This is a genomic window from Phyllobacterium sp. RCAM01083 (genome assembly GCF_055685835.1).
In genome coordinates this window covers 269,396-293,942 of the sequence record NZ_JBVFZN010000002.1, presented here as the reverse complement: position 1 = coordinate 293,942, position 24,547 = coordinate 269,396, and the positions used below count along the sequence as shown (strand labels likewise).

Below are 24,547 nucleotides of genomic sequence, written 5' to 3'. Positions count from 1 at the left end.
TTGACCGTCAGAAGGACGGCCTGAACCGGCATTTGGTCGGGGGAAGAGAAGAGGGCAATGAAGGAACTCGATGAAAAGGACCGGAACATTCTGAGCATCCTGTCGCGCGATGCCAAGATTCCGCTGAAGACGCTCGCGGGAAAGATCGGTCTGTCGCGCAGCGCAACCAGCGAGCGCATTCTTTTTCTCGAACGGTCGGGGGTCATCCGCGGCTACCGGGCCGATATCGGACAACTGAACGAGGGGGTGATCTGCGCCTTCCTGCTGATCAGCCTGGTGCGCACCCCGGCGCTCGGCGTGCTGGACCAGCTTGCGGCCCGTCCGGAAGTCCGGCGCGTTTCCTCGGTCAGCGGGCAGCTCGATCTGATTGTCGAGGTCGAGGTGCCGTCGATGAATCATCTCAACACGATCCGCAACACCGTGGCGCTGCTGGAGGAAGTGGATGACGTCACCACATCCATTATCCTGCGCCGCGACATCGACCGGATGGGCGGCGACGCGGGAGAATAACCGCCGGCCGGCCGCACTCTCGGAGGATCAGGCAATCTCTTCGGCCAAACGGGATACCGGGTTTTGACCGGACCGCGCATACTCCGTCGTGTTCACAGGTCTATTTGACGAACAAAGACGAGGTATGAAAATGAACATTTACCGCAACTATATTGCCTGGCGCAATGCGCGCCGCACCATTGCCGAACTCAACACCCTGCCGCTGGATCAGCTGGCCGACCTCGGCATCGATCCGCTGATCCATGTCCTTGGCATTCCCGTCCGCTCCTATTCGGGCAGCCAACGCGAAAGAAACTAGCTACTGCCATCGATATAAATGGCCCGGAAATCATTGACATTGGTGCCCGTCGGGCCCGGCACGAACAGATCACCGAGAGCATCGAACGCCGACCACGCATCATTGGCATTCAACAGGCTGCGCGCGTCCCTCCCAAGACCCGCCAGCCGCGCGGCGGTGCTACCATCGGCAAAGGCCCCGGCATTATCCTCCGAACCATCGATGCCGTCCGTATCGGCGGCCAGCGCCGAGATGCCCCCGGCCCCGGCAATGCCAAGCGCGAAGGACAGAAGAAACTCCGTGTTGCGCCCGCCCTTGCCCTTCCCGCGCACGGTGACCGTGGTTTCTCCCCCGGACAGGAGAACCACCGGCGCCGTGAACGGCCGGTTTCTGGTCAAAACTTCGCGGGCAAGCGCGGCATGCACATGCGCCACCTCCCGCGCCTCGCCCTCGATGGCATCGGACAGGATGACGGCGTCGACGCCCTGACGCCGCGCCTCCGCTGCGGCCGCGTCGAGCGAGACCGCCGCCGAAGCGATGATGCGGACCGTGTTGCGGGCAAAACCGGGATCGCCGGGATTGGGTGCGCGGGCCGCATCCAGCGACAGATGCCGCAAGGCCGCGGACGGCAATGCAAGATTGTACTGGCGCACGATCGCCCGTGCATCGTCGAGCGACGCGTCATCCGGCACGGTCGGACCCGATGCAACCAGAGCCGGGTTGTCGCCGGGAATATCGGATATCACGAGCGTGACGACCCGCGCCGGAAAGGCGGCGGCGGCCAGCCGTCCGCCCTTGACGGTTGAAAGGTGCTTGCGCACCGTGTTCATCGCGGCGATGGGCGCGCCGGATGCCAGCAATGCCTTGTTGACCGCAATCTCGTCATCGAGTGTCATGCCTTCCGGCGGTGCCGGTAACAGCGCGGAACCGCCGCCCGATATCAGCGCCACCACAAGATCGTCCTCCGTCAGATCGGCAACCGCGTCAAACAGTCTTGCCGTTGCCTTCAGACCCGCCGCATCGGGCACCGGATGCGCCGCCTCGATAATCTCGATCCGCTCGCATGGCACGCCGAAACCGTAGCGGGTGACGACAACCCCTTGCAGCGGGCCATTCCAGGCCTGTTCGAAAGCGCGCGCCATCTGGGCCGAGCCCTTGCCGGCACCGATGACGATAGTGCGCCCTTTCGGGCGGTCCGGCAGGTTGGCGGCAACGGTGCGCCCGGCCTGCGCCGCCGCCACGGCGGCGTCAAACAGGGATGTCAGCAATGCCCTGGGGGCGGTTTTCGATGTCATTATTGTCCGCCCCCATGGCCTTGTCTGTCGAACTCAGGCGACCGCGTGGTTGGCGATGCGCTCCAGCGCCTTCACCAGTCCGGAGTGGTCGAGACCGCTGTCGCCGTTCGCCGCGCAGCTGTTGAACAGTTCCTGCGTCGATGCCGTGTTGGGCAGCGAGACGCCCAGCGTCTTGGCGCTCTGCAAGGCAAGGTTGAGATCCTTCTGGTGCAGCGAAATGCGGAAACCCGGTTCGAATGTCCGCTTGATCATCCGCTCGCCATGCAGTTCGAGAATGCGCGAGGAGGCAAAGCCGCCCATCAGGGCCTCGCGCACCCGCGCCGGATCGGCACCCGCCTTCGACGCCAGCACCAGCGCTTCCGAAATGGCTTCGATGGTCAGGGCAACGATGATCTGGTTGGCAACCTTGGTCACCTGGCCGTCGCCGCAATCGCCGACGAGCGTGATGTTCTTGCCCATCAGCTTGAACAGCGGCAGGGCCCGATCGAAGGCGCTTTGCTCGCCGCCCGCCATGATGCTGAGCGTGGCGTTCTTGGCGCCCACCTCGCCGCCGGATACCGGCGCATCGATATATTCGCTGCCCGTCTCGCGAACCCTTTTGGCGAATTCCTTCGTTTCAATCGGCGAGATCGAGCTCATGTCGATGACGAGCTTGCCCGGCTTCAAGCCGAAGACCACGCCGTTTTCGCCAAAGAGCACGTCCTTGACCTCGGGCGTATCCGGCAGCATCAGGATGATGATATCCGTCTTTTCGGCGAGAGCCTTGGGGCTTTCAACGATCTTCAGGCCGTTCTCGACCAGTTCAGGGCGCGGCTCGATGAAGAATTTCGAGGTGTAGACGTCATGCCCCGCATCCTGCAGGTGACGTGCCATGGGCGTGCCCATGATGCCCAGTCCGATGAAACCTATGTCAGCCATGTCCTCAGCTCCTCATTCTCAAGATGTCGGCGGATTTCTGCGCGTCGGAAAAGTCCTTCAGCCAGCCCAGTCCGCGTTGCGTTTCAGTCTTTGGTTTGTATTCGCAGCCGATCCAGCCGGTGTAACCGGCCTCATCCAGTGCCTCGAACACGAAGGGATAGTTGATCTCGCCCGTGCCCGGTTCGTTCCGGCCGGGATTGTCGGCCAGCTGGATATGGGCAATGCGGTCCTTGTGGCGCTGGTAGGTCGCCACCAGTTCGCCGCGCGTGCGCTGCTGATGATAGAGATCGTACTGGATGAAGAGATTGTCGCTGCCGACCTCATCGATGATCGATGCCGCCTGTTCGACGGTATTCAGGTAGAAACCGGGAATATCACAGGCGTTGATCGGCTCGATCAGCAGGCGGATCTGATGCCTGGCAAGCTCCTGCGCCGCTAGGCGCAGATTGTGCACGAATGTCGTGCGCAGCACATCGGCCGCCAGCCCGACCGGCGCGATGCCGGCAAGGCAGTTGATCTGCCTGCATCCCAGCTCGGTGGCATAGTCGATGGCCGTGGCAACGCCGCGCCGGAATTCATCGATGCGGTCCGGCAGCACCGCGATGCCGCGCTCGCCGCCCGCCCAGTTGCCGGCCGGAAGATTGTGCAGCACCTGCACCAGCCGGTGCTGCCCGAGTTTCTGTTTGAGAACGGCGGCGTCGAATTCATAGGGGAAGAGATATTCCACCGCATCGAAACCCGCCTGGCTGGCCAGTGCAAAGCGGTCGAGAAACGGAACCTCGTTGAAGAGCATCGTCAGATTGGCTGCAAATTTGGGCATGGAACCTCCGGAAAGTCAGTGAATGTCAGTCAAGGAATGCCGCGACGGCGGTCGGCGCATCCTGTTTCTGTTCGGCCAGTTCCTCGAACTCGACCACCGCATTGATGTCGGCGCCCATGGAGATATTGGTCACCCGCTCGAGGATGAACTCGATGACCACCGGCACCTGGTGTTCGTCCATCAGCGCCTGCGCCTGCGCAAAGGCGTCGGCAAACTGGTTGGGGCTGCGCACGCGGATGGCCTTGCAGCCGAGACCCTCGGCCACCGCCACGTGGTCGACGCCGTAGCCTTTCTCCGCATCATCAGACGCATTGATGTTGTCGAAAGCAAGCGACACTTCGAAATCCATGTTGAAGCCGCGCTGCGCCTGGCGGATCAGCCCGAGATAGGAATTGTTCACGACCACGTGCAGATAGGGCAGCTTGTGCTGGGCGCCGACGGCCAGTTCCTCGATCATGAACTGGAAATCATAGTCGCCGGAGAGCGCCACGATCGGCCGGTGCGGATCGGCGGCACGCACGCCGAGGGCGGCGGGCAGGGTCCAGCCGAGAGGACCGGCCTGACCGCAATTGATCCAGTTGCGCGGGCGGTAGACATGCAGGAACTGCGCCCCGGCGATCTGGCTGAGGCCGATGGTCGTGACATAGCAGGTATCGCGCCCGAACGCCTTGTTCATCTCCTCGTAGACGCGCTGCGGCTTGAGCGGCGTCTGGTCGAAATGCGTCTTGCGCAGCAGGGTGCGCTTGCGCTCCTGGCATTCCCGCGCCCATGCCGACCAGTCGCGCAGTTTGCCTGCGGCCTTCCATTCGGTGGCCACGTCGAGGAACAGCTTCAGCGCCTTGCCCGCATCGGAGACAATGCCGAAATCCGGCGCAAAGACGCGGCCGATCTGGGTCGGCTCGATGTCGACATGCACGAATGTGCGCCCTTCCGTATAGGTCGCGACATTGCCCGTATGGCGGTTGGCCCAGCGGTTGCCGATCCCCAGCACGAAGTCCGATGCCAGCAGCGTGGCGTTGCCGTAGCGGTGCGAGGTCTGCAGGCCGCACATGCCCGCCATCAGCCGGTGATCGTCCGGGATCGTTCCCCAGCCCATCAATGTCGGGATGACGGGAACGCCGGTGATTTCGGCAAATTCAACCAGGAGATCGGAGGCATCGGCATTGATGATGCCGCCGCCCGCCACGATCAGCGGGCGTTCCGCCGCATTGAGCATAACAAGCGCCTTTTCCACCTGCGCGCGCGTTGCGGCGGGCTTGTACGGCTCAAGCGGTTCATAGGTGTCGGCGTCGAATTCGATTTCCGCCAGCTGCACATCCAGCGGCAGGTCGATCAGCACCGGCCCCGGACGGCCCGAGCGCATGATGTGGAAGGCCTTCTGGAAGACGTAGGGCACCAGGCCGGGTTCCATCACGGTCACCGCCCATTTGGTCACCGGCTTGGCGATGGAAGCGATATCGACGGCCTGAAAATCCTCCTTGTCGAGACGGGCGCGCGGCGCCTGCCCGGTGATGCACAGAATGGGGATGGAATCGGCCGAGGCCGAGTAAAGACCGGTGATCATATCGGTACCGGCCGGGCCGGATGTGCCGATGCACACGCCGATATTGCCGTGATTGGCGCGGGTATAGCCCTCCGCCATGTGCGAAGCACCTTCCACGTGGCGCGCCAGGATATGGCGGACCGAACCACGGGCGCGCAGCGCCGAATAGAACGGGTTGATGGCCGCGCCCGGCACACCGAAAGCGCAATCGATCCCCTCCTTTTCCAGGATAAGAACCGCAGCATCGACAGCACGCATTTTGGTCATGATCATTCCTCCAGATTTAGTGGGATCATAATCCGTTTCATGAATCGCACAATGAATTTCTGGAAATAATTCTCATCATATGGAAATAAAGATTTTCAATAAAACTGGTAAAATCAACCGCGCCGGATTATGCCAATGCATCGTAATGCAAGGGGAAAGACGGCAGCATGGCCTTACAGTCGACGGCACCAAAAGGCAGGCGGGGACGCAAGGCGGGGGAGAATGCCGTGCCTTCCTCGGTTCAAGTGCTTGATCGCAGCCTCCATCTGCTCAGCATCGTCGCCGACAATGACGGATCGACGCTGACGGACCTCGCCGACCACACGGGCATGGCGCCATCGACCGTTCACCGGCTGCTGACTTCGCTTGCCAATCACGGCATGCTCACGCATGACCCGGAATCCGGCGAATGGACGGTGGGCGTGCGCGCCTTTGAAATCGGCAATGCCTTCCTGCGCTACCGCAAGCTCGGCAGCATCAGCCGGCCATTCCTGAAAAAGCTGATGGACGCCTGCGGCGAGACCGCCAATGTCGCCATCGAGGATGAAGGCGATGTGGTGTTCATCTCGCAGATCGAGAGCCATGCGCCGATGCGCGCCTTCTTCCGGCCGGGACGGCGCGGCCCCATCCATGCATCCGGCATCGGCAAGGCGATCCTGTCGACCTGGTCCGACACCGATATCGGCCAGATGCTCAGCGGCAAGACGCTGGCGCATTTCACCGACCGCACGCTCGATACGCTGCCCGCCCTCCTGAAGGACATTCAACAGATCCGCGCACGCGGCTGGTCGATCGACGATGAGGAGCACACGCTCGGCATGCGCTGCATCGCAGCACCCGTTTTCAATGAACACGGCGAGGCCATCGCCGGGATTTCGATTTCAGGCCCGGCCGTGCGCCTGCCCAAGAACAAGCTGGATGTATTTGGACCGGTCATCCGTCGGACCGCCGATGAGCTGACGCAGGCCATGGGTGGCCGCAAACCGCACGAACTCTAGCGGGAAAAGCAAAAAGGGGCCGTCGGCCCCTTTTTCGTCACCCTCAGGCGATCTGCAGATCGGCCGCCGACCGGGCGGGACCCGCCGCCGGATGTTTGTCGAGCCTGCTCTTCATCGGCTTGCCCGCCACGTAGACCTCGGCCACGGAACGGTCGTCCCCCATGGTCTGCAGGATGAACAGTTCTTCGGCGAGCGTGGTTGCCGTGCGCATGCGCAATTCCATCGCCGGCTTGGCACGGCTGTCGAGAACCGTGATATCGGCATCGGCGCCCGCATGCAGCGATCCGATCCGGTCTTCAAGGCCGAGCGCCCGCGCATTGCCGAGCGTCATCATATAGTAGGACGCGAAGGGCGAGAGGCGCTGGCCCTGCACATGCAGCACCTTGTAGGCCTCGGCCATCGTCTCCAGCATGGAGAAGCTGGTGCCGCCGCCGACATCCGTCGCCACCGAAAACCGCGCGCCCAGCTGCTGGAACCGGTCGCGGTCGAACAGGCCGCTGCCGAGGAACAGATTGGAGGTCGGGCAGAAGACCGCCACGGACCCGGTTTCCGCCAGGACCGCAATTTCCCGGTCGGACAGGTAGATGCAGTGCCCGAGCAGCATCTTTTTGCCCAGGAGGTCATAGCCGGCATAGATGTCGGTATAATCCTTGGCGGCGGGGTACAGCGACGTGGCATAGGCAACCTCGTCGCGGTTTTCCGACAGGTGCGTCTGCACGTAGCATTCGGGATGTTCACGCACGAGAACCCGGCTCATCTCCATCTGCTCGGGGGTCGAGGTGATGGCAAAGCGCGGGCTGATGGCATAATGCGCCCGGCCGCGGCCGTGCCATTTCGCGATCAGCGCCTTGGTCTCGTCGTAACCGGACTGCGCCGTGTCGCGCAGCCCTTCCGGCGCATTGCGGTCCATCATGACCTTGCCGCCGATCATCAGCATGTTGCGCTTTTCCGCTGCCGCAAAATAGGCGTCGACGCTTTCCGGATGCACCGAGCAATAGGCAACCGCCGAAGTCGTGCCGTTGCGCAGGAGTTCGTCCATGAAGCGCCCGGCGATGAAATCGGCATGGGCGGAAGACACGAACTTCTGCTCCTCGACAAAGATGTAGGTGTTGAGCCATTCCAGCAGCTGCGCCCCGTAGGAGGCGATGGCCTGTGTCTGCGGGAAGTGCAGATGCGTGTCGATGAAGCCCGGCAGGATCAGATGCGGGCGGTGATCGACGATCTCCGCCTGCGGCCCGGCCAGAGGCGCAAGCGTTGCATGGTCACCCACGCGGGCAACCCTGCCGTTTTCGATGAGAACGGCACCGTCTTCGAAATAGGAATAGGACGCGGTGTCATCGATGGCCTTCGGCGCATCGGTAAAGGTCAGCACCCGGCCGCGCAGCAGCAGTTGGCTCATTGGATTGTTCCTCCCTTGACTGTGTTCTCATACCATTTGGCCAGCAATTGCCGCTCCTCATTGGAGATGGCGGTCACGTTGGCGGGCGGCATGGCGTGCGAGCGCCCGGCCTGCAGATAAATCTCGCGGGCATGCGCGGCGATCTGGCCATCGGTTTCCAGCATGACGCCCTTGGGCGGGGCGATAAGCCCTTCCCAGCCCGGCTCCTTCGCATGGCACATTGAGCAGCGGCCAAGGACCGTATCGCGCACCTTGGGAAATTCCGCCGAGGCGATGAAGGGCTGCTGCACGGCCGATACCTTGTCGGCGGCCGGGCTTCCCGACAGGATTTTCGGCACCGTCGACAGCCACATGATGACGATGAACAGGACGGCGGTGACCAGCCAGGTCCAGGTCGGGTCGCCCTTGCGGGCATGGCGCGTGTTGAACCAGTGGCGGATGGTGACGCCCATCAGGAAGACCAGCGACGCGATGATCCAGTTGTACTGGGTGCCGAATGCGAGGGGATAATGGTTCGACAGCATCAGGAACAGCACCGGCAGCGTCAGGTAGTTGTTGTGGGTGGAGCGCTGCTTGGCCTGCTTGCCCAGCTTCGGGTCCGGCGTCTTGCCGGCAATGAGGTCCGCAACCACCTTCTTCTGGTTGGGAATGATGATCATGAACACGTTTGCCGACATGATCGTCGCCGTGAAGGCACCCAGATGCAGGAAGGCGGCACGGCCGGTGAACAGCTGGGTATAGCCCCAGGCCATTCCGACCAGAATGAAATAGAGCAGCACCATCAGCCGCGTATCGTTGCGGCCCAGCGGCGACTTGCAGATCGTGTCATAGACCACCCAGCCGCCGAAGATCGAGGCCAGCGAGATCGCGATGGCCACCGGGCGCGACACATCAAGCACATGCGGATCGATCAGATAGAGGTCGGCGCCGGCATAATAGACGATGCACAGCATGGCGAAGCCGGACAGCCACGTCGCATAGGATTCCCATTTGAACCAGGTGAGATGTTCGGGCATCTGCGCCGGCGCGACCAGATATTTCTGGATGTGATAGAAACCGCCGCCATGCACCTGCCATTCCTCGCCATGGGCGCCGACCGGAAGGTCCGGTCGCTGCCGCAGGCCAAGGTCAAGCGCCACGAAATAGAACGACGAGCCGATCCACGCAATGCCGGTGATCACGTGCAACCAGCGGACGGCAAAATTCAGCCATTCCCAGGCTATGGCATATTCATACATGCGGCTCTCCCTTTTATGCGAAAGAGTATGTGCCAAAGCCTGAGCCGCAGGAAAACGCCATAAATCACCCATCTCTTTCAAAAAAAACTATAAAATGCTACATCATGGAACGGTGTAAGACAGGGGTGGGAACCATGTCATATTTCGATAATCTTCGTGTTTTCGTTCGCGTCGTCGAACTGGGAAACCTTTCTGCCGCCGGCCGGGACCAGCGGGCGTCCCCGGCTGTCGCCAGCAACCGCATCAAGGAGCTGGAGCGCTATCTCGGCGTGCGCCTTTTCAACCGCACCACGCGCAAGCTGACGCCGACCGAGCATGGCCGTGTCTTCTATGAAGGGGCGGTCAAGATCATCGAGGCGATCAACGAGGCGGAAGCGGCGATTGCCGACCTGTCGCAAAAGCCGAAGGGCGCCATCCGCATCACCGCGCCGCTCGGTATCGGCCGTCGGCTGATTGCCTCCGGCGTGCCGGAATTCCACGACAAATATCCGGATATCGAGGTGCGGCTGCGATTGTCGGACCACAATATCGACATCATGAGCGAGGGCGTCGACGTCGCCTTCAAGCTCGGCATTCTCGAAGATTCCAACCTGCGCATGCGCGGCATCATGAACTGCGAGCGGGTGATCTGCGCCTCGCCGGATTATCTTGCCAAGCGCGGCATCCCGGCCAACCCGGACGAGCTCATAACCGGGCATCACGATTGCCTGCTTCTGCGCTATCCCGGCTCCAAGGAATATTACTGGACGCTGCAGACGCCGGAAGGCCCGCGCAAGCTGGAGGTCAGCGGCCCCTATGATTCCGATGATGGGGACGTTTTGACCCGCTGGGCGCTCGATGGCCGCGGCATCATCAACAAGCCGCTGTTCGAGGTCAAAAACCACATCAATGACGGGACGTTGCAGCCGATCCTTGAAAACACGCCACCGGTCAGCATCCAGCTTGCGGCGATCTATCCGCACAAGCGGTTCCAGGACCCGAAGGTGCGGCTGATGATCGATTTCATGACCGAACGCTGCCAGCGGCTGATCAGCGCCATGCTCGAATAGGCATCAGGCGTGCAGGCGTGCCTTCTGCCTGGGCAGGCGCTCCTCGCCGATCCGGTGGTTGAGGGCTGAGGTCATGATTTCGGCCGCCGCCAGCGCCGCAATGACGCACGGGCGCTTGTCCTTGACCGCGCTTCCCCCCACCGGGCAGACAAGTCCGTCAAAAATGTCCGGGCGGCCGACTTCCCGCTCCAGCCAACTGCGGAAGGTCGCCTTCTTGGTCTTCGAACCGATCATGCCGACATAGGCCGCATCGCCCCGGGCCAGGGCTTCGGCCGTGATGAGAAAATCCAGCGCATGGTCATGGGTGAGGACAACGAAGGCGCTGCCCGCCGGGGCATCGCGCACCACCATTTCCGGCATCGCCGTCAGGCAGGTTTCGATGCCGGGGACCCGCGTGGCGGACAGTTCGATCTCGCGCGTGTCGACGAGGACGATGCGCAGCGGCACCAGCGACAGGGCCATGGCCAGCGCGTCGCCGACATGCCCCGCCCCGAAGATGTAGACATGCGGGCGCTGGGCGATTTCCAGATCGACCTTTTCCACCAGCGCCGAGCGCAGGGGCCTGTCCACCCGCTTGAAGCCGAGGGCAACCCGCCCGCCGCAGCATTGTCCGATCTCCGGTCCGAGCGGAACGGAAATATCGTCTGCATCCGCCCCGCCTTCGCTCAGCAGCCGCCGCGCGTGGTCGATGGCCATGAATTCCAGCTGGCCGCCGCCGATGGTCCCAAAAATGCAATCGACCGCAACCAGCATCCAGGCGCCCGCTTCGCGCGGCGTCGAGCCGCTGGCGGATTTCACCTCGACCAGCACCACATGTTTGCGCCGGTTGAGAAAATCCCTGATATCATCGCGGTTCGACGGCATGGGACGCTCACTTCCCGTTTCGCGCAGCGCGCAGCCGCTCGACCGCCATCAGCACGCGTTCCGGTGTCGCCGGGGCATCGAGGCGCGGCGCGGCCCGGTAGTCGGCAACGCTGGCGACTGCCATAGAGATTGCCTCGAGCACGGAGATGGCCAGCATGAACGGCGGCTCGCCGACCGCCTTGGAACGGCGGATCGTCTCTTCGCGATTGATGGACCAGGTGGCCAGCTCCACATTGAACTGGCGCGGACGGTCCGAGGCGAGCGGGATCTTGTAGGTGGAGGGCGCATGGGTGCGCAGGCGTCCCTTGGCGTCCCACCAGAGTTCCTCGGTGGTCAGCCACCCCATGCCCTGCACGAAGGCGCCCTCAACCTGGCCGAGATCGAGCGCCGGATTGAGCGATTTTCCGACATCATGCAGCACATCCGTCCGGTCGACCTGATATTCGCCGGTCAGCGTATCGATGCTGACTTCCGAGACCGAAGCGCCATAGGCGAAGTAATAGAACGGCCTGCCTCTGCCTTCCGCACGGTTCCAGTGGATTTTCGGGGTCTTGTAGAAACCCGCCGCCGACAGCTGCACGCGCGCGCCGTAGGCCGTCCGGATGAAATCGGGAAACGGGATAAGGCGATTGCCGGCGCGGACCGCGTTGGGTTCAAAGAACACCTCGCTCTTTGCGACCGCATAATGTTCGGCGGCGAAATCCACCAGCCGCGCCTTGATCTGCTGCGCCGCATTGGCCGCGGCCATGCCGTTGAGATCGGACCCGGACGATGCTGCCGTCGCCGATGTGTTCGGCACCTTCGCCGTGGTCGTCGCGGTCACCTTGACGCGGTCGAGATCGACCTGGAACTCGTCGGCCACCACCTGCGCCACCTTGGTGTAGAGCCCCTGCCCCATTTCCGTGCCGCCATGGTTCAGATGGATCGAACCGTCGCTGTAGACATGCACCAGCGCACCGGCCTGGTTGTATTCGGTCTTGGTGAAGGAGATGCCGAACTTGACCGGCGTCAGCGCGATGCCGCGCTTGATGATCCGGCTGTCGCGGTTGAAGGCAAGGACCGCTTCACGCCGGGCCGCGTAGTCCGACGATGCCTCCAGTTCGGCGACGATCTGCGGAATGATATTGTCTTCGACAGTCTGGTGATAGGGCGTGACGTTCCTCTCGGTGTCACCGTAGAAATTAACCTTGCGGATCTCCAGCGGGTCCTTCCCCAGCGCATAGGCGATATCCTCGATCATCCGCTCGCCGCCGACCATGCCCTGCGGGCCGCCGAAGCCGCGAAACGCCGTGTTGGACACCGTATTGGTCTTGAGCGGCCGCGAACGCAGGCGGACATTCGGATAGAAATAGCAGTTGTCGGCGTGAAACAGCGCGCGGTCGGTGACCGGTCCTGAGAGATCAGCGGAGAAACCGCAGCGCGCCGAAAACGTCGCGTCCACCGCTTCGATACGGCCGTCATCGTCAAAACCCAGTTCATAGGCCACGTGGAAATCGTGGCGTTTGCCTGTGGCAACCATGTCGTCATCGCGGTCCGGCCTGATTTTAACCGCCCGCTTGTATTTCTTCGCCGCAACCGCCGCGACCGCAGCAAACAAATTGGCCTGCGTTTCCTTGCCGCCAAAGCCGCCGCCCATGCGCCGCACGTTGACCGTGACCGCATTGGCGGGCACGCCGAGAACGTGGCCGACCATGTGCTGGGTCTCGCTCGGGTGCTGGGTCGAGGAATACACCGTCACCTCGTCGTCCTCACCCGGCATGGCAAAGGCGATGTGGCCTTCGAGATAGAAATGATCCTGCCCGCCGATGCGCATTTCACCGCTCAGCCGGTTCGTTGCCTTGGCAAGCCCCTCGGCGATATCTCCGCGCTCGAGCTTGAGCGGATCGATGACCAGCGGATAGCCGGCTTTTTCGGCGTCGAGCACGTCGATGGCGTGATCGAGATCGCGGTATTCCACCTTGACCTTCGCGGCCGCGTTCCGGGCAATCTGCCGCGTTTCGGCAATGACGGCAAACATGGGCTGGCCATGGAACTCCACCTTGCCCACCGCAAAAACCGGATCGTCATGCTTGCCGGCCGGGCTCACATCATTGTGGCCGGGGATATCGTCCACCGTCAGGACACCGATGACACCCGCACATGCCCTGACCGCTTCGAAATCGATTGACACGATGTCCGCGTGGGCACGCTGCGACAGGCCGAGATAGGCGTGCAGCGTGTCGGCCGGTTCGGGCATGTCATCGATATATTCGGCGGAACCGGAAACGTGCTTGTGGCCGGATTCATGCGGCTGCTGTTCGTGCACCCCACCCTTGATGCGGGCCAGCGGCTGGATCGAATTCATGCTCTCCTCCTAGCCCGCAACCGCGGCATAACGGTTCAGCCGGATATTGTCTTCGCCCGTCGTCTCCAGATGGAAGCGGCGCAGCAGGTTCCTGGCGGTCAAAAGGCGGTAGTCCGCCGAGGCGCGCCAGTCGGTCAGCGGCGTGAAATCCGCTGTAAAGGCCGCCATCGCCCGTTCGATGGTCTCGTCGTTCCAGAAGGAACCGGTCAGCGTCTGTTCCACGCTCGAAGCACGCTTTGGCGTCCCCGCCATACCGCCGAAGGCAATCGTGGCAGCCCGTACCTTGCCAGCAGTGTCGAGCAGCACCTTGAACGCACCGCACACCGACGAAATGTCCTCGTCGAGCCGTTTCGATATCTTGTAGACGGCGAACAGTTCGCCCGGCTTGAGCGCGGGAATGTGGATCGCCTCGACGAATTCTCCCGGCACGCGGTCCTGTTTGCCATAGTCGATGAAGTATTTTTCCATCGGCACGCTCCGGCGGCTCGGCCCCTTGCGCAGGCGCACGCTTGCGCCGAGCGCAATCAGCGCCGGGGGCGTATCGCCGATGGGCGAACCATTGGCGACGTTGCCGCCGATCGTGCCCATATTGCGCACCTGCTCGCCGCCGATGCGGTTCCACAACTCCGACAATTGCGGGAAATGTTCCGAGATGGCCGGATAGGCATCGGTGTAGCTCACACCCGCACCGAGCGTCAGTCCGTCCTCGTCGGCCGTGATCCCGCGCAGCCCGTCCAGATGCGAGGTGAAGATGACGGGTCCGATCTCCCGCATGAATTTCGTCACCCACAGCCCGACATCGGTCGAACCGGCAACGATGGTTGCGCCGGGATTGGCGTCGAGAACAGCGGCGAAATCATCCACATCGGCGGGCAGGATAAAACGCTGCTTGCCTTCGCCGATATCGACGCGCCTGCCGTCCTTCAATGCCTGCAGTTGTTCGATGACCCGTGCGCGCTCGGCGACAAGCGGATCATTGCCGGCATTGCGCGCCGACACGCTTTGCGCCGCGCGGATGATGGCGGCATAGCCGGTGCAGCGGCACAGATTGCCCTGCAGCGCTTTTTCAATGTCGCGCACCGCCGGGCTCGGATTGTGCATCCACAGGCCGTAGAGCGACATGACGAAACCGGGTGTGCAGAAGCCGCACTGGGACGCATGGGTGTCGACCATCGCCTGCTGCACCGGATGCAGCGTGCCGTCGGCTGCGGCAAGCGCCTCCACCGTGACGACATGGCAGGCATCGAGCGAGCCGACAAAACGGATGCAGGCATTGACTGATTCATAGGTCAGCTGGCCATGGGTCAGGCGGCCAACCAGGACGGTGCAGGCGCCGCAATCGCCTTCGGCGCAGCCTTCTTTCGTGCCGCGCAACCGGCGATCGAGGCGCAGGAAATCGAGTAGCGTCTGGGTTGCCGCCACATCGGTCAGTTCGACAAGCCGGTCATTGAGCAGGAAGCGGATGCTGGTGCGCGTCTGGATATCCATGGCCGGTCAGCTCCCGCGATAGGTCGAATAGGCATAGGGCGCGACGAGCAGCGGCACATGGTAGTGCGCGGCCTCGTCACCAATGCCGAAGCGGATCGGCACCACGTCGAGGAACGGCACGGCGCCATCGCTCTGCCCGCCGAGATAGGCGCCAACGTGGAAACGCAGCTCGTAGGTGCCGGCACGCATCTCCGCGCCGGCCAGAAGCGGTGCATCGCAGCGTCCGTCCGCATTGGTGCGCGTGCTGCGCAGTGCCGAGAACTGCTCGCCGTCAAGACGCAGGAGATCGACCCGCAGGTTGGCGGCAGGCTTGCCGCTGGCGGTATCCAGCACATGCGTCGTCAGACGGCCTGTCGTTTCGTTCTGAGAACTCATGAGCGTTCCTCCCTCCCGAGGCGGATTTTCCACTTTTGCATCGCCCAGTTTGCCCGGCGCGGCGGCGGTGCAGTAGGCGGCGCTTCCTTGCAGGACTTTCAAAATTTTCTGGGGGAATGCATCTCCGCTTATTTGATTATTCATGGGATCGGACCAGCAGAGTGGAGGACGGATCGCTGCCATGAGATATCCCAGAGACTTGCATGGATACGGAGAAACCCCGCCGCAGGCCCATTGGCCGGACGGCGCAAAAATCGCCGTCCAGTTCGTTGTGAACTATGAGGAAGGCGGCGAGAACTGCGTCCTGCATGGGGATGCCGCATCGGAAGCCTTTCTCTCGGAAATCGTCGGCGCGCAGGCTTGGCCGGGCCAGCGGCACTGGAACATGGAATCGATCTACGAATATGGCGCGCGGGCCGGTTTCTGGCGCCTGCACCGCCTGTTCACCGACCGGAAGGTGCCTGTAACCGTCTATGGCGTGGCAACCGCCCTGCAGCGTTCGCCGGCACAGGTCCGCGCCATGCTGGATGCGGACTGGGAGATCGCCTCGCACGGGCTGAAGTGGATCGAATACAAGGATTATACCAGGGAGGCGGAGCGCGAGCATATGCGCGAGGCCATCCGCATCCACACGGATATCACCGGCGAACGGCCGAAGGGCTGGTACACCGGCCGCTGCTCGGTCAACACGGTGGACCTCGCAACGGAGGAAGGCGGCTTCGACTATGTGTCGGATTCCTATGCCGACGACCTGCCCTACTGGCACGAGGCTGCCGGCCGGCAGCAGCTGATCATCCCCTATACGCTGGATGCCAATGACATGCGCTTCGCCACGCCGCAGGGCTTCAATTCCGGCGAGCAGTTCTTCTCCTATCTCAAGGACAGTTTCGACACGCTCTACGCCGAAGGCGAAGCGGGTTCTCCCAAGATGATGAGCATCGGCCTGCATTGCCGCCTTGCCGGCAGGCCGGGGCGCGCGGCCGCCGTCGCAAGGTTCATCGACTATGTGCAGAGCCACAGCCATGTCTGGCTGGCGCGGCGCATCGACATTGCCCGGCACTGGGCAGAAACCCATCCGCAGCCATCCGGCGAACCGCGCCCGTCGGGACTGGCGGAAGCGGCATTCGTGGCGCGCTTTGGCGGCGTGTTCGAACATTCCGAATGGATCGCGCTGCGCGCCTTTGCCGGCGAGCTTTCCCATGGGCACGACACGGCAGCGGGGCTGCATGCCCTGCTGACCACCGTCTTCCGCGGCGCGTCGGCGGAGGAACGGCTTGCCGTGCTTACCGCCCACCCGGATCTGGCGGGAAAACTGGCGCAGGCCAAGCGGCTGACGGAAAGTTCCACGCAGGAACAGGCATCCGCCGGTCTCGATGCCCTGACCGACGCGGAGCGCGCGCAGTTCGAAGCGCTCAACGGCCTCTACGTCGAAACCTTCGGCTTCCCCTTCATCATCGCGGTCAAGGACCACAGCAAGGATGGCATCCTTGAAGCCTTCAGGACACGCGTCAAGAATGACCGGGAAACCGAATTCAACACCGCCTGCCGGCAGGTGGAGCGGATCGCGTTTCTCCGCCTGCAGGGCATGCTGCCAAACTGAGGGATGACCATGTCAGGTTCAACAGCCACGCGCGAGATTCGGATACAGCCCCTTACCCTTGAAGCGTTCCAGCCCTTCGGCGACGTGATCGAGGTGGAGGGATCATCCAGCTTTCCCATCAATCACGGCATGTGCACGCGCTATCACGACCTGGCGAAGGTCGAGACAACGGGGGAAAACCCGCGCGTGCTGATCAGCCTCCTGCGCGGCAAGCCCTATGATTTGCCGCTGACGCTGACGATGGTGGAGCGGCATCCGCTCGGCAGCCAGGCCTTCATGCCGCTGTCCGCCCATCCCCTGCTGGTCGTGGTTGCCCATGACCTGCCTGGCGGAGCGGGTGATCCCATCGCTTTCCTGACGGGACCGGGACAGGGTGTGAACATCCATCGCAATATCTGGCATGGCATCCTCACGCCCCTCGGCGGCATCTCGGATTTTATCGTCGTGGATCGCGGCGGCGACGGCAACAATCTCGAGGAACATTTTTACCCCGAACCGTTCATCGTCCGCTGAGCGCGGCCGGCGGCATGCCGGCTTTCCCGAAGCGCTCGACAAGCCACTGGATAAAGGCCTTCAGCCGGGCGCTCTGATGCCTGCCGGGCGGATACACCACATGGAACGGCAGCGGCGGATGGCTCCATTCGCCGAGGATTTCAACGAGTTGCCCGGACTCCAGGTAAGGCTGGACGAACGGCCTGAGATTCTGTCCGATACCCAGCCCTGCCAGCATCATGGCGATCTGGCTATTGTCCTCATTGGCGGAGAATTGCAGCTCGCTGACGGTGTACCTGTCGCCGGGCTTCACGAACAGCATCGGCTTGGCCTTGCCATCCGAATGCGAGAAGAAGCCAACCTTGCAGTGGCGGCCCGCGAGTTCCTGCGGGGCCGCAGGCGTCCCCATGCGTTCGAGATAGGCGGGCGACGCGCATGTCACGAACCCGGCATCGAACAGGTGCCGTGCCACGAGGGACAGGTCGCCGATGTCCCCGGCCCTGATCGCGCAGTCCACGCCCTCGCCGACGATGTTCGCCGTTCGGTTGCTTGTGCCCAATGCGATCGTGATGTGCGGGTATTGCGCATGGAAATCCGGCAGGTGCGGGATCAGGATATTCTGGGCGAACGTGGCGGTGGATTCGATGCGCAGATGCCCTCGCGGCGTCAGCTTGCTGCCGCGCACCGCACCGTCGGCCTCGTCGATCTCCGCCACCAGACGGGCCGCATGGCGGTAATATTCCTCGCCCTCCGGTGTCACCGCGACGTGGCGGGTGGTCCTGTGCATCAGCCGGGTGCCGAGATGCTTTTCCAGATCGGTCACGAGCTTGCTCACCGTCGAGCGCGGCAGCAGCAGCTGGTTGGCAGCGCCCCGGAAGGAACCGGATTCAACGACCCGTACGAAGGCGCGCATCGCAAGCAGCTGATTCACCGCGTTTCTCCACGTGCGAACGATTGTCCATATTTATGGACGGTGATGCCATGAATGCGGCATTTTGTTTCCGATTTCAATCACCTATTTCCTGCTTTCAGCGCGGCCGGGGCCCGTCCGGCTGCACGTCTCCTACAGGAAAGAGTGAATCCATGACCATCGATCCGATGAAAATTCTGCGCCTGAACCTGCCGCAATGGCAGGGCGGCGACCATCCCGACTATGCAATCGGCGCCCGCGTGCTCGCTGCCCTGGCGCCGCAGGCGCCGGGGCCCGAAGAGACGGTGGCCGTGCCGGAAGCTGATGACGCCGTGCGGTCGGTCGAGCGGGGCATCGTCTCCCGCCAGCCGCTGCTCGATCTCATCGCCGCAACCAGCGCGTCCATCGCCCGGCACGATCCCGAGGCCATTGTCACCCTGGGGGGCGACTGCCTCATCGACCTCGCGCCGATTGCCTATCTCAATGCAAGATACGGCGACGATCTCGCGATTCTCTGGGTGGATGCCCACCCCGACGTGATGGGGCCGCAGCAGTTCCGCAACGCCCATGCGCATGTCCTTGCCATGCTGATGGGCATGGGCGATCCGGATTTCGTGGCCGCCGTGCCGAAGCCGGTGAAAGCCAGCCAGATCCTCTATGTCGGACTGACCGAAACCACCCCGTTCGAAACCGATTTCATTCCAAAGCACGGCCTCGCGCGGCTCAGCCCGGAAGACCTGGCCGGGTCGGCCGAGCCCGTCCTCGCCTGGCTGCGCGCGTCCGGCGCCAGGAAGGTGGCGGTGCATTTCGACCTCGATGTGCTCGATCCCGCTTTCTACGATTTCCTTCTTTCGCAGGACCCCGCTGCAGGTCCGGATGCCTTTGACGGCGTCGCGAAAGGCCGGATGCGCTTCGAGGAAGTGGTCGGAATTCTGCGGGCCGTGGATGCCGAAGCCGATATTGTCGGGCTGGCGATCGCCGAATACATGCCGTGGAGCGCGATCCGGCTGGCAAAATCGCTGCGGACACTGCCACTTCTCGGCAGCAGCTAGCCAAAACGGACGAGACGGGGCGCAAACCCCGTCTCGTCCATGTGTCGATGGGTCGGGGCCCTAGTTCAGCGGGATCGAATTCTGATCCTTGCCCGCCTGATACTGGTTCGACAGATCCGCATATTTCTTGGCGATCCGGGCGGCACGGGCATGCAGCCTGCCCCGGTCCGGCTCCGGCAGCGCCGCAATCAGCGCGTGGATGGCATAGCTTTTCCAGAACGCATTTTCAGTGTTGTAACCGCCGGGCTCCAGCGTGAAGACTTCCTTCAGAATCTTCAGGTCATGCGGGATGGCGAAGGCATCGCGGGAATCCTCATGGCTGAAGAAATAGTAGAAATTGTCGAAGCCGGCCCAGGTGATGGCCGAAAGGCACATCGAGCAGGGTTCGTGAGTCGACAGGAAGATGAGATCCCTGGGGTCCGGGCGCTTGTCCGGGTTCACTTCGTAGAAGCGCTTGAGCGTATGCACCTCGCCGTGCCAGAGCGGGTTTTCCGTCTCGTTGTTCGTCTCCGCCAGAACGAGCGACAGATCCGACTTGCGCAGCAAGGCGGCGCCGAAAATCTTGTTGCCTGCCGCCACACCCTTTTCCGTCATCGGAATGATGTGATGCTCCATCGCGTCGAGCAGCGCATCGATCGTCGCGGTCGTTGGTCTTTCCACAGTCATTGACGTGTCCTTCGCTTAAGCCTGCAAACAGTCTGGCCCGGATACGGCATGCATCCGGGCCGTTTTTTCACACCGGGAACAGGGTGTAACGGACGACAAACAGGATCGCCACGAGCCAGGTTGCCAGATGCACGTCCTTGACCCGGCCCGTGAACGTCTTGATCACGACGTAGCTGATGAAGCCGAAGGCAAGACCGTTGGCGATCGAGTAGGTGAACGGGATCATCAGGGCGGTCAGTGCCGCTGGGGTTGCCTCGGTGACATCACCCCATTCGATGTCGGTGAGTTCACGCATCATCAGGCCGGCGACGTAGAGCAAGGCGGGTGCCGTGGCATAACCGGGAACGGAACCGGCCAGCGGCGAGATGAACAGGGCCGCCAGGAACAGGACGGCAATGGTGAGTGCCGTCAATCCGGTCCGACCGCCGGCCTGAACGCCCGATGCGCTTTCGACATAGGCGGTGGTGCTGCTGGTGCCCAGCAGCGAACCGGCCACGATGGCGGTGCTGTCGGCAAACAGGGCGCGTCCGAGACGGTTGGGTTTCCCCTCCTCGATCAGACCGGCACGCTTGCTCACGCCGATCAGCGTCCCCGTGGCGTCGAATACCTCGACCAGCACGAACACCAGGATCACCTGCAGCAGGCCCGTATGCAGGGCGCCCATGATATCGAGCTGCAGGAATGTCGGCGCCAGGCTCGGCGGGGCGGAAAACACGCCCTTGAACTCGCTGGCGCCCACGGCCATCGACAGGACGGTGACCACGAGAATGCCGATGAGGATCGCACCGCGCACCTTCAGGGCATCGAGCGCCGCGATGATGAAGAAGCCCAGCATGGCGAACAGGGCGGGCGTGCTGCCGAGATGGCCCAGACCGATGAAGGTGGCGGGGTTGGCGACGATGATCCCGGAATTCTTCAGCGCGATGAAGGCAAGGAAGAGGCCGATGCCCGCCGCAATGGAACTGCGCAGCGATTTGGGAATGCCGGCAACAAGCCAGCTGCGCACGCCCGTAACGGTAAGCAGGATGAAAATACATCCGGAAATGAAAACGGCACCCAGCGCCTGCTGCCAGCTGAAGCCCATCGCCGCCACGACCGTGAAGGCGAAGAAGGCATTGAGGCCCATGCCCGGCGCCATCCCGATGGGCCAGTTGGCGACAAGCGCCATGACCAGCGATCCAACCGCCGCGGCGATACAGGTGGCGACAAAGATGGCATTGCGGTCCATTCCCGTCGACGACAAAATCTCCGGATTGACGAAGATGATGTACGACATCGTCAGGAATGTCGTCAGTCCCGCGAGCATTTCAATGCGTGCGGATGTGTTGTGTTCTCGTAGCTTGAAAAGCTTTTCGAGCATGATTCCTCCCCCTGGCTCTCGCCGAGTCTCCGGTTGCTGCGTGACCCCCTTGGATCGGCGAGTCGCATGGCTGCCTGTTTTGAGTTTTCGAACGTCTTCAATCAAGAGAAAACTGGCGCAGCTCCTCCACGGCCAGCCTCTCCTCAGTGCTTCCACTGCGGGGCTGATAGTGCGTCTTCCGGCGCGGCGATGCTAGGCCATGATTTCCGCAGACATGAGCGAAACAGCTTCAATATTTTATTGATGCCAGCTAAGTTTCGGATGGGAAAAGAGGCAGATAGCGGCTGCGGCTATCCCTCTCATTCATAGAAACATTTGCCGCATCCCGCAAGCATCCTGCCTGACTTAACTCAACCACAGGCTGGACAGCGGCATTGCATGCAGCTTTTCGCCGAAGGGCGTTATCCGGTCGTGATCGTGCAGCACGATGCCATGGACGAAGCGGTCGCCGACCGCCTCCTGCAACTGGCGCAGCCCGCGCAGATCCTGCTGGCGCACGGTGGCCGCCGCCTTGACCTCGATGCCGATGACCCGGCCACGCCTGTCCTCGATGACCAGATCGACCTCGTCCTGATCCTTGGTGCGGTAATGCGAAAAGGTCAGGCGGCGCTCCGACCAGGCCGCCAGCTTGAAGATTTCCGACACGACAAAGCTTTCCAGGATGGCACCGAACCGCGTGCGGTCGCTCAGCACGTCGTCGGCATCGGTGTCGCGCAGGGCGCCGAGCAGACCGGTATCGAGAAAATGCAGCTTGGGCGTCTTGATCAGCCGGGTCAGCCGGTTGGTGGACCAGGGCGGCAAGGTGCGCACCAGGAACAGCCGTTCGAGAATGGCGACATATTTCTGCGCCGTCACGCTGGAAAGGCCGAGCGCCGCACCGAAACTGGAATGGTTGGTCAGTTGGCCCGCATGTTCGGCCAGCACATCGAGAAGCCGCGGCAGGCGGTCCAGCTGATCGATATTGGCGATGTCCCGCACGTCTCGGTCGAGAATGAGGGCAACGTAGTCTTCCAGCCAGGCCTTGCGGCGCGCTGGCGACGACCGGCGCACGACCTCCGGGTAGCCGCCACGCAGCACGATATCGCTCAGGGCCTGTCCGGTGACCGGGCGGGCTGCCAGCTGCAGATCGTCCCCGGCAAACAGCCGGTCGAGAAAATTGCCCGGCGTTCCCGCCAGTTCGCATTGCGCAAACGGCAGCAGCGGGATGACCGCCATGCGTCCCGCGAGGGAATCGGCGATGGCCGGAACCGTGGCGAGATTGGCCGATCCCGTCAGCAGGAAACGTCCCGGCTCCTGATCCGTATCGACGCTCTCCTTGATCGCCAGCATCAGTTCCGGCGCGCGCTGCACCTCGTCGATGACGGCCCGTTTCAGCCCGCGGATGAAGCCGACCGGATCGGTACGGGCCGCCTGCAGGGTCGCGGCATCGTCCAATGTCAGATAGGGCCTGTCGGCACCCGAGAACTGGCGGGCCAGCGTCGTCTTGCCCGCCTGGCGCGGGCCGGCGATCAGCACGACCCGCGTATCCGACAGGGCGGTTGCGACGTGCGGCCCGACGCGTCTTTCGATCAGGCCATGCTTTTCAGACGAGGAATCACTCATGCGTCCATTCCTAAATCATTTACCGTCTGATTTAAAGCGAATAGACGTCTATTTTTAATCACATGCGCGATGCAATACAGGCGAACGAGCGGCGCTTCAGTTCGGAACAGGCGGCACTTGCAGCCTGTAGATCCGTGAAACCACCAAACCGCACCCGAAAGCGCTTGGCTGCGGGTTCAATATAACCCTTGGCCTCGGGCAAAATCGAACGGACCAGCTGATCCGCCTTGCCCAGCAACCGGTTGGCATCGGCGCGCGTATCCACCGCACCGATCTGGATATTCCACTGGCCGCTTGTTTTCAAAGGCTGAAGACCACCGTCGCCCTGCTCGATGGCGGATTCATCGATAAGTTCGGCAATACCGGGTTTGCGCTGCGGTTCGGCTTTGGCAACAAGATTATTGCCACGTTTGCCCGCATCGCTTGCAAGCGGCATGTACTGGGTCAAAAGCTCCGCCATCCGGTCATCACGCGACCGGCCGGTCTTGCCGCCGAGGACAACGCCGACAATATGCCTGTTGTTGTCAGTGAACGAGGATACGAGATTGAAACCTGAAGCGTCGGTATAGCCGGTCTTGATCCCGTCAACGCCGGCATAGCGATACATCAGATTGTTGTGACCGTTGATCTGCTTGCCGCGGAAGACGAAGGACCGCTGCGAGAAAAGACCATACTCCTTGGGGAAATCGCGCATCACGGCCACGCCCAGCACGGCCATATCCCGCGCCGTTGTCGTCTGTCCCTTTTCCGTCAGGCCGGATGCGTTGCGGAACACCGTGTTTCTGAGACCAAGCTGCCGTGCACGCTGGGTCATCTGCTGTGCAAAACGCGCCTCCGATCCGGCCAGATGCTCACCCATGGCGGAAGCCGCATCATTGGCCGAAAGGATGATCATGGCATCCACGGCTTCGCGCACGCTCAGCGTATCGCCGCCGCGCATCCACAGCTTCGCTGGAATCTTGCGGGCAGCGTTGGCCGACATGACGATACGATCATCCCACTTCAGCTTGCCCTTCCGGATCGCCTCGAAGGTTAGATAAAGCGTCATCATCTTGGCCAGCGAGGCCGGTCCGTGCGGCGCATAGCCGTTGCCCTCGCCTAGGACCTTGCCGGTCGGCACGTCGAGCACCAGCCAAGGCTGGTCCGCTGCCTGCGCCGCGCCCGCCAAACCGGTGGCAAGGGCACAGGCTAGCGCAAGCGTTCTAACGCAGTACAACAGGCTTTGACGAGCGAAACCAAGCAGCATTGCGGGATCTCCATGCGAAAGGGGCGAAGGCATAATTCAACGGGTTGGGCGTCGGTTGAGACTACTGAGGCCGAGGTTGATAAGGTGTAAACAACCATGGTGAACGGCGTGATCTTCACCGCTGATTGAGCAGAAATTGCGGCCGGCCTATCCGCCCTGTCCGCCCCGCATGGGGCAACGAGGTTCATTGAATTGTCATTGGCTTGAAACGCAGCTGTCACAGACCAAGCCTAA

At 62.4% G+C, this 24,547-nt stretch carries 22 protein-coding genes; 7 read left to right on the top strand and 15 right to left on the bottom strand.

Annotated elements, in window-relative coordinates; translation table 11 throughout:
• Positions 1–57 precede the first annotated feature (57 nt).
• Together ACZ25R_RS01350 and ACZ25R_RS01345 are read left to right on the top strand one after the other, a co-directional pair.
• A complete protein-coding gene (locus ACZ25R_RS01350) occupies positions 58–510 on the top strand; it encodes an Lrp/AsnC family transcriptional regulator (protein WP_223615429.1) in 453 nt (150 codons plus the stop codon).
• A 130-nt stretch (positions 511–640) separates the two neighbouring features.
• Positions 641–808, top strand: a complete 168-nt coding sequence (locus tag ACZ25R_RS01345; RefSeq protein WP_464664400.1) for a DUF1127 domain-containing protein — start codon at positions 641–643, stop codon at positions 806–808.
• Here ACZ25R_RS01345 and ACZ25R_RS01340 read toward each other — a convergent pair.
• Genes ACZ25R_RS01340 through gcl form a run of 4 tightly spaced genes read right to left on the bottom strand, consistent with a single transcriptional unit; the run spans position 805 to position 5,630 of the window.
• Positions 805–2,082, bottom strand: coding sequence for a glycerate kinase type-2 family protein (locus tag ACZ25R_RS01340; protein ID WP_472459757.1), 1,278 nt, complete (start codon positions 2,080–2,082; stop codon positions 805–807). The genes ACZ25R_RS01345 and ACZ25R_RS01340 overlap by 4 nt on opposite strands.
• A gap of 33 nt (positions 2,083–2,115) precedes the next feature.
• Positions 2,116–3,000: a 2-hydroxy-3-oxopropionate reductase gene (locus ACZ25R_RS01335; RefSeq protein ID WP_346305692.1), complete on the bottom strand. Its 885-nt coding sequence runs from the start codon at positions 2,998–3,000 to the stop codon at positions 2,116–2,118.
• 4 nt (positions 3,001–3,004) lie between these two features.
• The gene (gene hyi / locus ACZ25R_RS01330; protein ID WP_472459756.1) at positions 3,005–3,820 is read right to left on the bottom strand and encodes a hydroxypyruvate isomerase; all 816 of its coding nucleotides are present in this window, start codon (positions 3,818–3,820) and stop codon (positions 3,005–3,007) included.
• A 25-nt stretch (positions 3,821–3,845) separates the two neighbouring features.
• Positions 3,846–5,630 (bottom strand): glyoxylate carboligase, encoded by a 1,785-nt coding sequence (gene gcl, locus ACZ25R_RS01325; protein ID WP_346305694.1) that lies wholly within the window; start codon positions 5,628–5,630, stop codon positions 3,846–3,848.
• A gap of 167 nt (positions 5,631–5,797) precedes the next feature.
• Between gcl and ACZ25R_RS01320 the strand changes: the two genes are divergently transcribed.
• A complete protein-coding gene (locus ACZ25R_RS01320) occupies positions 5,798–6,628 on the top strand; it encodes an IclR family transcriptional regulator (RefSeq protein ID WP_472459755.1) in 831 nt (276 codons plus the stop codon).
• Between the two features lie 43 nt (positions 6,629–6,671).
• Here the strand turns inward: ACZ25R_RS01320 and guaD are convergent, their stop codons facing one another.
• Positions 6,672–8,027: a guanine deaminase gene (gene guaD / locus ACZ25R_RS01315; protein WP_472459754.1), complete on the bottom strand. Its 1,356-nt coding sequence runs from the start codon at positions 8,025–8,027 to the stop codon at positions 6,672–6,674.
• Positions 8,024–9,265, bottom strand: coding sequence for a urate hydroxylase PuuD (locus tag ACZ25R_RS01310; RefSeq protein WP_472459753.1), 1,242 nt, complete (start codon positions 9,263–9,265; stop codon positions 8,024–8,026). Before ACZ25R_RS01310 ends, guaD begins: the two co-directional genes overlap by 4 nt.
• A 134-nt stretch (positions 9,266–9,399) precedes the next feature.
• Between ACZ25R_RS01310 and ACZ25R_RS01305 the strand changes: the two genes are divergently transcribed.
• Complete coding sequence (locus tag ACZ25R_RS01305; RefSeq protein WP_472459752.1) at positions 9,400–10,314, top strand: LysR family transcriptional regulator; 915 nt, start codon at positions 9,400–9,402, stop codon at positions 10,312–10,314.
• A 3-nt stretch (positions 10,315–10,317) separates the two neighbouring features.
• Here ACZ25R_RS01305 and xdhC read toward each other — a convergent pair whose 3' ends face one another.
• Genes xdhC through uraH form a run of 4 tightly spaced genes read right to left on the bottom strand, consistent with a single transcriptional unit; the run spans position 10,318 to position 15,385 of the window.
• On the bottom strand, positions 10,318–11,178 hold the full coding sequence (gene xdhC, locus ACZ25R_RS01300; RefSeq protein ID WP_472459751.1) for a xanthine dehydrogenase accessory protein XdhC: 861 nt from the start codon (positions 11,176–11,178) through the stop codon (positions 10,318–10,320).
• A 7-nt stretch (positions 11,179–11,185) separates the two neighbouring features.
• Positions 11,186–13,522 carry a xanthine dehydrogenase molybdopterin binding subunit gene (xdhB, locus tag ACZ25R_RS01295; protein WP_472459750.1) on the bottom strand — a complete coding sequence of 779 codons (2,337 nt, stop codon included), beginning with the start codon at positions 13,520–13,522 and terminating at the stop codon, positions 11,186–11,188.
• A 9-nt stretch (positions 13,523–13,531) separates the two neighbouring features.
• Positions 13,532–15,010, bottom strand: a complete 1,479-nt coding sequence (gene xdhA / locus ACZ25R_RS01290) for a xanthine dehydrogenase small subunit (RefSeq protein WP_472459749.1) — start codon at positions 15,008–15,010, stop codon at positions 13,532–13,534.
• A 6-nt stretch (positions 15,011–15,016) separates the two neighbouring features.
• A complete protein-coding gene (gene uraH, locus ACZ25R_RS01285) occupies positions 15,017–15,385 on the bottom strand; it encodes a hydroxyisourate hydrolase (protein WP_472459748.1) in 369 nt (122 codons plus the stop codon).
• A 181-nt stretch (positions 15,386–15,566) separates the two neighbouring features.
• On the opposite strand from uraH, the gene puuE reads away from it, so the two are divergent.
• Entirely contained in the window at positions 15,567–16,985 is a 1,419-nt protein-coding gene (gene puuE / locus ACZ25R_RS01280) for an allantoinase PuuE (RefSeq protein ID WP_472459747.1), read from the top strand.
• Between the two features lie 9 nt (positions 16,986–16,994).
• Entirely contained in the window at positions 16,995–17,498 is a 504-nt protein-coding gene (locus ACZ25R_RS01275; RefSeq protein ID WP_472459746.1) for an ureidoglycolate lyase, read from the top strand.
• On the opposite strand, the gene ACZ25R_RS01270 is transcribed toward ACZ25R_RS01275, so the two are convergent.
• The gene (locus tag ACZ25R_RS01270; protein ID WP_472459745.1) at positions 17,485–18,408 is read right to left on the bottom strand and encodes a LysR family transcriptional regulator; all 924 of its coding nucleotides are present in this window, start codon (positions 18,406–18,408) and stop codon (positions 17,485–17,487) included. The genes ACZ25R_RS01275 and ACZ25R_RS01270 overlap by 14 nt on opposite strands.
• A gap of 152 nt (positions 18,409–18,560) precedes the next feature.
• Here ACZ25R_RS01270 and ACZ25R_RS01265 point away from each other — a divergent pair, with 152 nt between their 5' ends.
• Positions 18,561–19,439 (top strand): arginase family protein, encoded by an 879-nt coding sequence (locus ACZ25R_RS01265; protein WP_472459744.1) that lies wholly within the window; start codon positions 18,561–18,563, stop codon positions 19,437–19,439.
• A 60-nt stretch (positions 19,440–19,499) separates the two neighbouring features.
• Here ACZ25R_RS01265 and ACZ25R_RS01260 read toward each other — a convergent pair whose 3' ends face one another.
• From ACZ25R_RS01260 to ACZ25R_RS01245, 4 genes are all read right to left on the bottom strand, one after another.
• Positions 19,500–20,105, bottom strand: coding sequence for a deaminase (locus tag ACZ25R_RS01260; protein ID WP_223615446.1), 606 nt, complete (start codon positions 20,103–20,105; stop codon positions 19,500–19,502).
• Between the two features lie 67 nt (positions 20,106–20,172).
• The gene (locus ACZ25R_RS01255) at positions 20,173–21,465 is read right to left on the bottom strand and encodes an NCS2 family permease (protein WP_223615447.1); all 1,293 of its coding nucleotides are present in this window, start codon (positions 21,463–21,465) and stop codon (positions 20,173–20,175) included.
• A 345-nt stretch (positions 21,466–21,810) separates the two neighbouring features.
• Positions 21,811–23,067, bottom strand: a complete 1,257-nt coding sequence (locus ACZ25R_RS01250; protein WP_472459743.1) for an ATP-binding protein — start codon at positions 23,065–23,067, stop codon at positions 21,811–21,813.
• A gap of 58 nt (positions 23,068–23,125) precedes the next feature.
• A complete protein-coding gene (locus ACZ25R_RS01245) occupies positions 23,126–24,313 on the bottom strand; it encodes a serine hydrolase (RefSeq protein ID WP_472459742.1) in 1,188 nt (395 codons plus the stop codon).
• Positions 24,314–24,547 lie beyond the last annotated feature (234 nt).

Coding starts and splice junctions, on each gene's coding strand:
- guaD (WP_472459754.1), bottom strand. CDS start 8,027: ATGAGCCAACTGCTGCTGCGCGGCCGGGTGCTGACCTTTACCGATGCG.
- ACZ25R_RS01320 (WP_472459755.1), top strand. CDS start 5,798: ATGGCCTTACAGTCGACGGCACCAAAAGGCAGGCGGGGACGCAAGGCG.
- ACZ25R_RS01335 (WP_346305692.1), bottom strand. CDS start 3,000: ATGGCTGACATAGGTTTCATCGGACTGGGCATCATGGGCACGCCCATG.
- ACZ25R_RS01305 (WP_472459752.1), top strand. CDS start 9,400: ATGTCATATTTCGATAATCTTCGTGTTTTCGTTCGCGTCGTCGAACTG.
- ACZ25R_RS01265 (WP_472459744.1), top strand. CDS start 18,561: ATGACCATCGATCCGATGAAAATTCTGCGCCTGAACCTGCCGCAATGG.
- ACZ25R_RS01245 (WP_472459742.1), bottom strand. CDS start 24,313: ATGCTGCTTGGTTTCGCTCGTCAAAGCCTGTTGTACTGCGTTAGAACG.
- ACZ25R_RS01350 (WP_223615429.1), top strand. CDS start 58: ATGAAGGAACTCGATGAAAAGGACCGGAACATTCTGAGCATCCTGTCG.
- ACZ25R_RS01255 (WP_223615447.1), bottom strand. CDS start 21,465: ATGCTCGAAAAGCTTTTCAAGCTACGAGAACACAACACATCCGCACGC.
- hyi (WP_472459756.1), bottom strand. CDS start 3,820: ATGCCCAAATTTGCAGCCAATCTGACGATGCTCTTCAACGAGGTTCCG.
- ACZ25R_RS01310 (WP_472459753.1), bottom strand. CDS start 9,265: ATGTATGAATATGCCATAGCCTGGGAATGGCTGAATTTTGCCGTCCGC.
- uraH (WP_472459748.1), bottom strand. CDS start 15,385: ATGAGTTCTCAGAACGAAACGACAGGCCGTCTGACGACGCATGTGCTG.
- ACZ25R_RS01260 (WP_223615446.1), bottom strand. CDS start 20,105: ATGACTGTGGAAAGACCAACGACCGCGACGATCGATGCGCTGCTCGAC.
- ACZ25R_RS01345 (WP_464664400.1), top strand. CDS start 641: ATGAACATTTACCGCAACTATATTGCCTGGCGCAATGCGCGCCGCACC.
- gcl (WP_346305694.1), bottom strand. CDS start 5,630: ATGACCAAAATGCGTGCTGTCGATGCTGCGGTTCTTATCCTGGAAAAG.
- puuE (WP_472459747.1), top strand. CDS start 15,567: ATGAGATATCCCAGAGACTTGCATGGATACGGAGAAACCCCGCCGCAG.
- xdhA (WP_472459749.1), bottom strand. CDS start 15,010: ATGGATATCCAGACGCGCACCAGCATCCGCTTCCTGCTCAATGACCGG.
- ACZ25R_RS01250 (WP_472459743.1), bottom strand. CDS start 23,067: ATGAGTGATTCCTCGTCTGAAAAGCATGGCCTGATCGAAAGACGCGTC.
- ACZ25R_RS01275 (WP_472459746.1), top strand. CDS start 16,995: ATGTCAGGTTCAACAGCCACGCGCGAGATTCGGATACAGCCCCTTACC.
- xdhC (WP_472459751.1), bottom strand. CDS start 11,178: ATGCCGTCGAACCGCGATGATATCAGGGATTTTCTCAACCGGCGCAAA.
- xdhB (WP_472459750.1), bottom strand. CDS start 13,522: ATGAATTCGATCCAGCCGCTGGCCCGCATCAAGGGTGGGGTGCACGAA.
- ACZ25R_RS01340 (WP_472459757.1), bottom strand. CDS start 2,082: ATGACATCGAAAACCGCCCCCAGGGCATTGCTGACATCCCTGTTTGAC.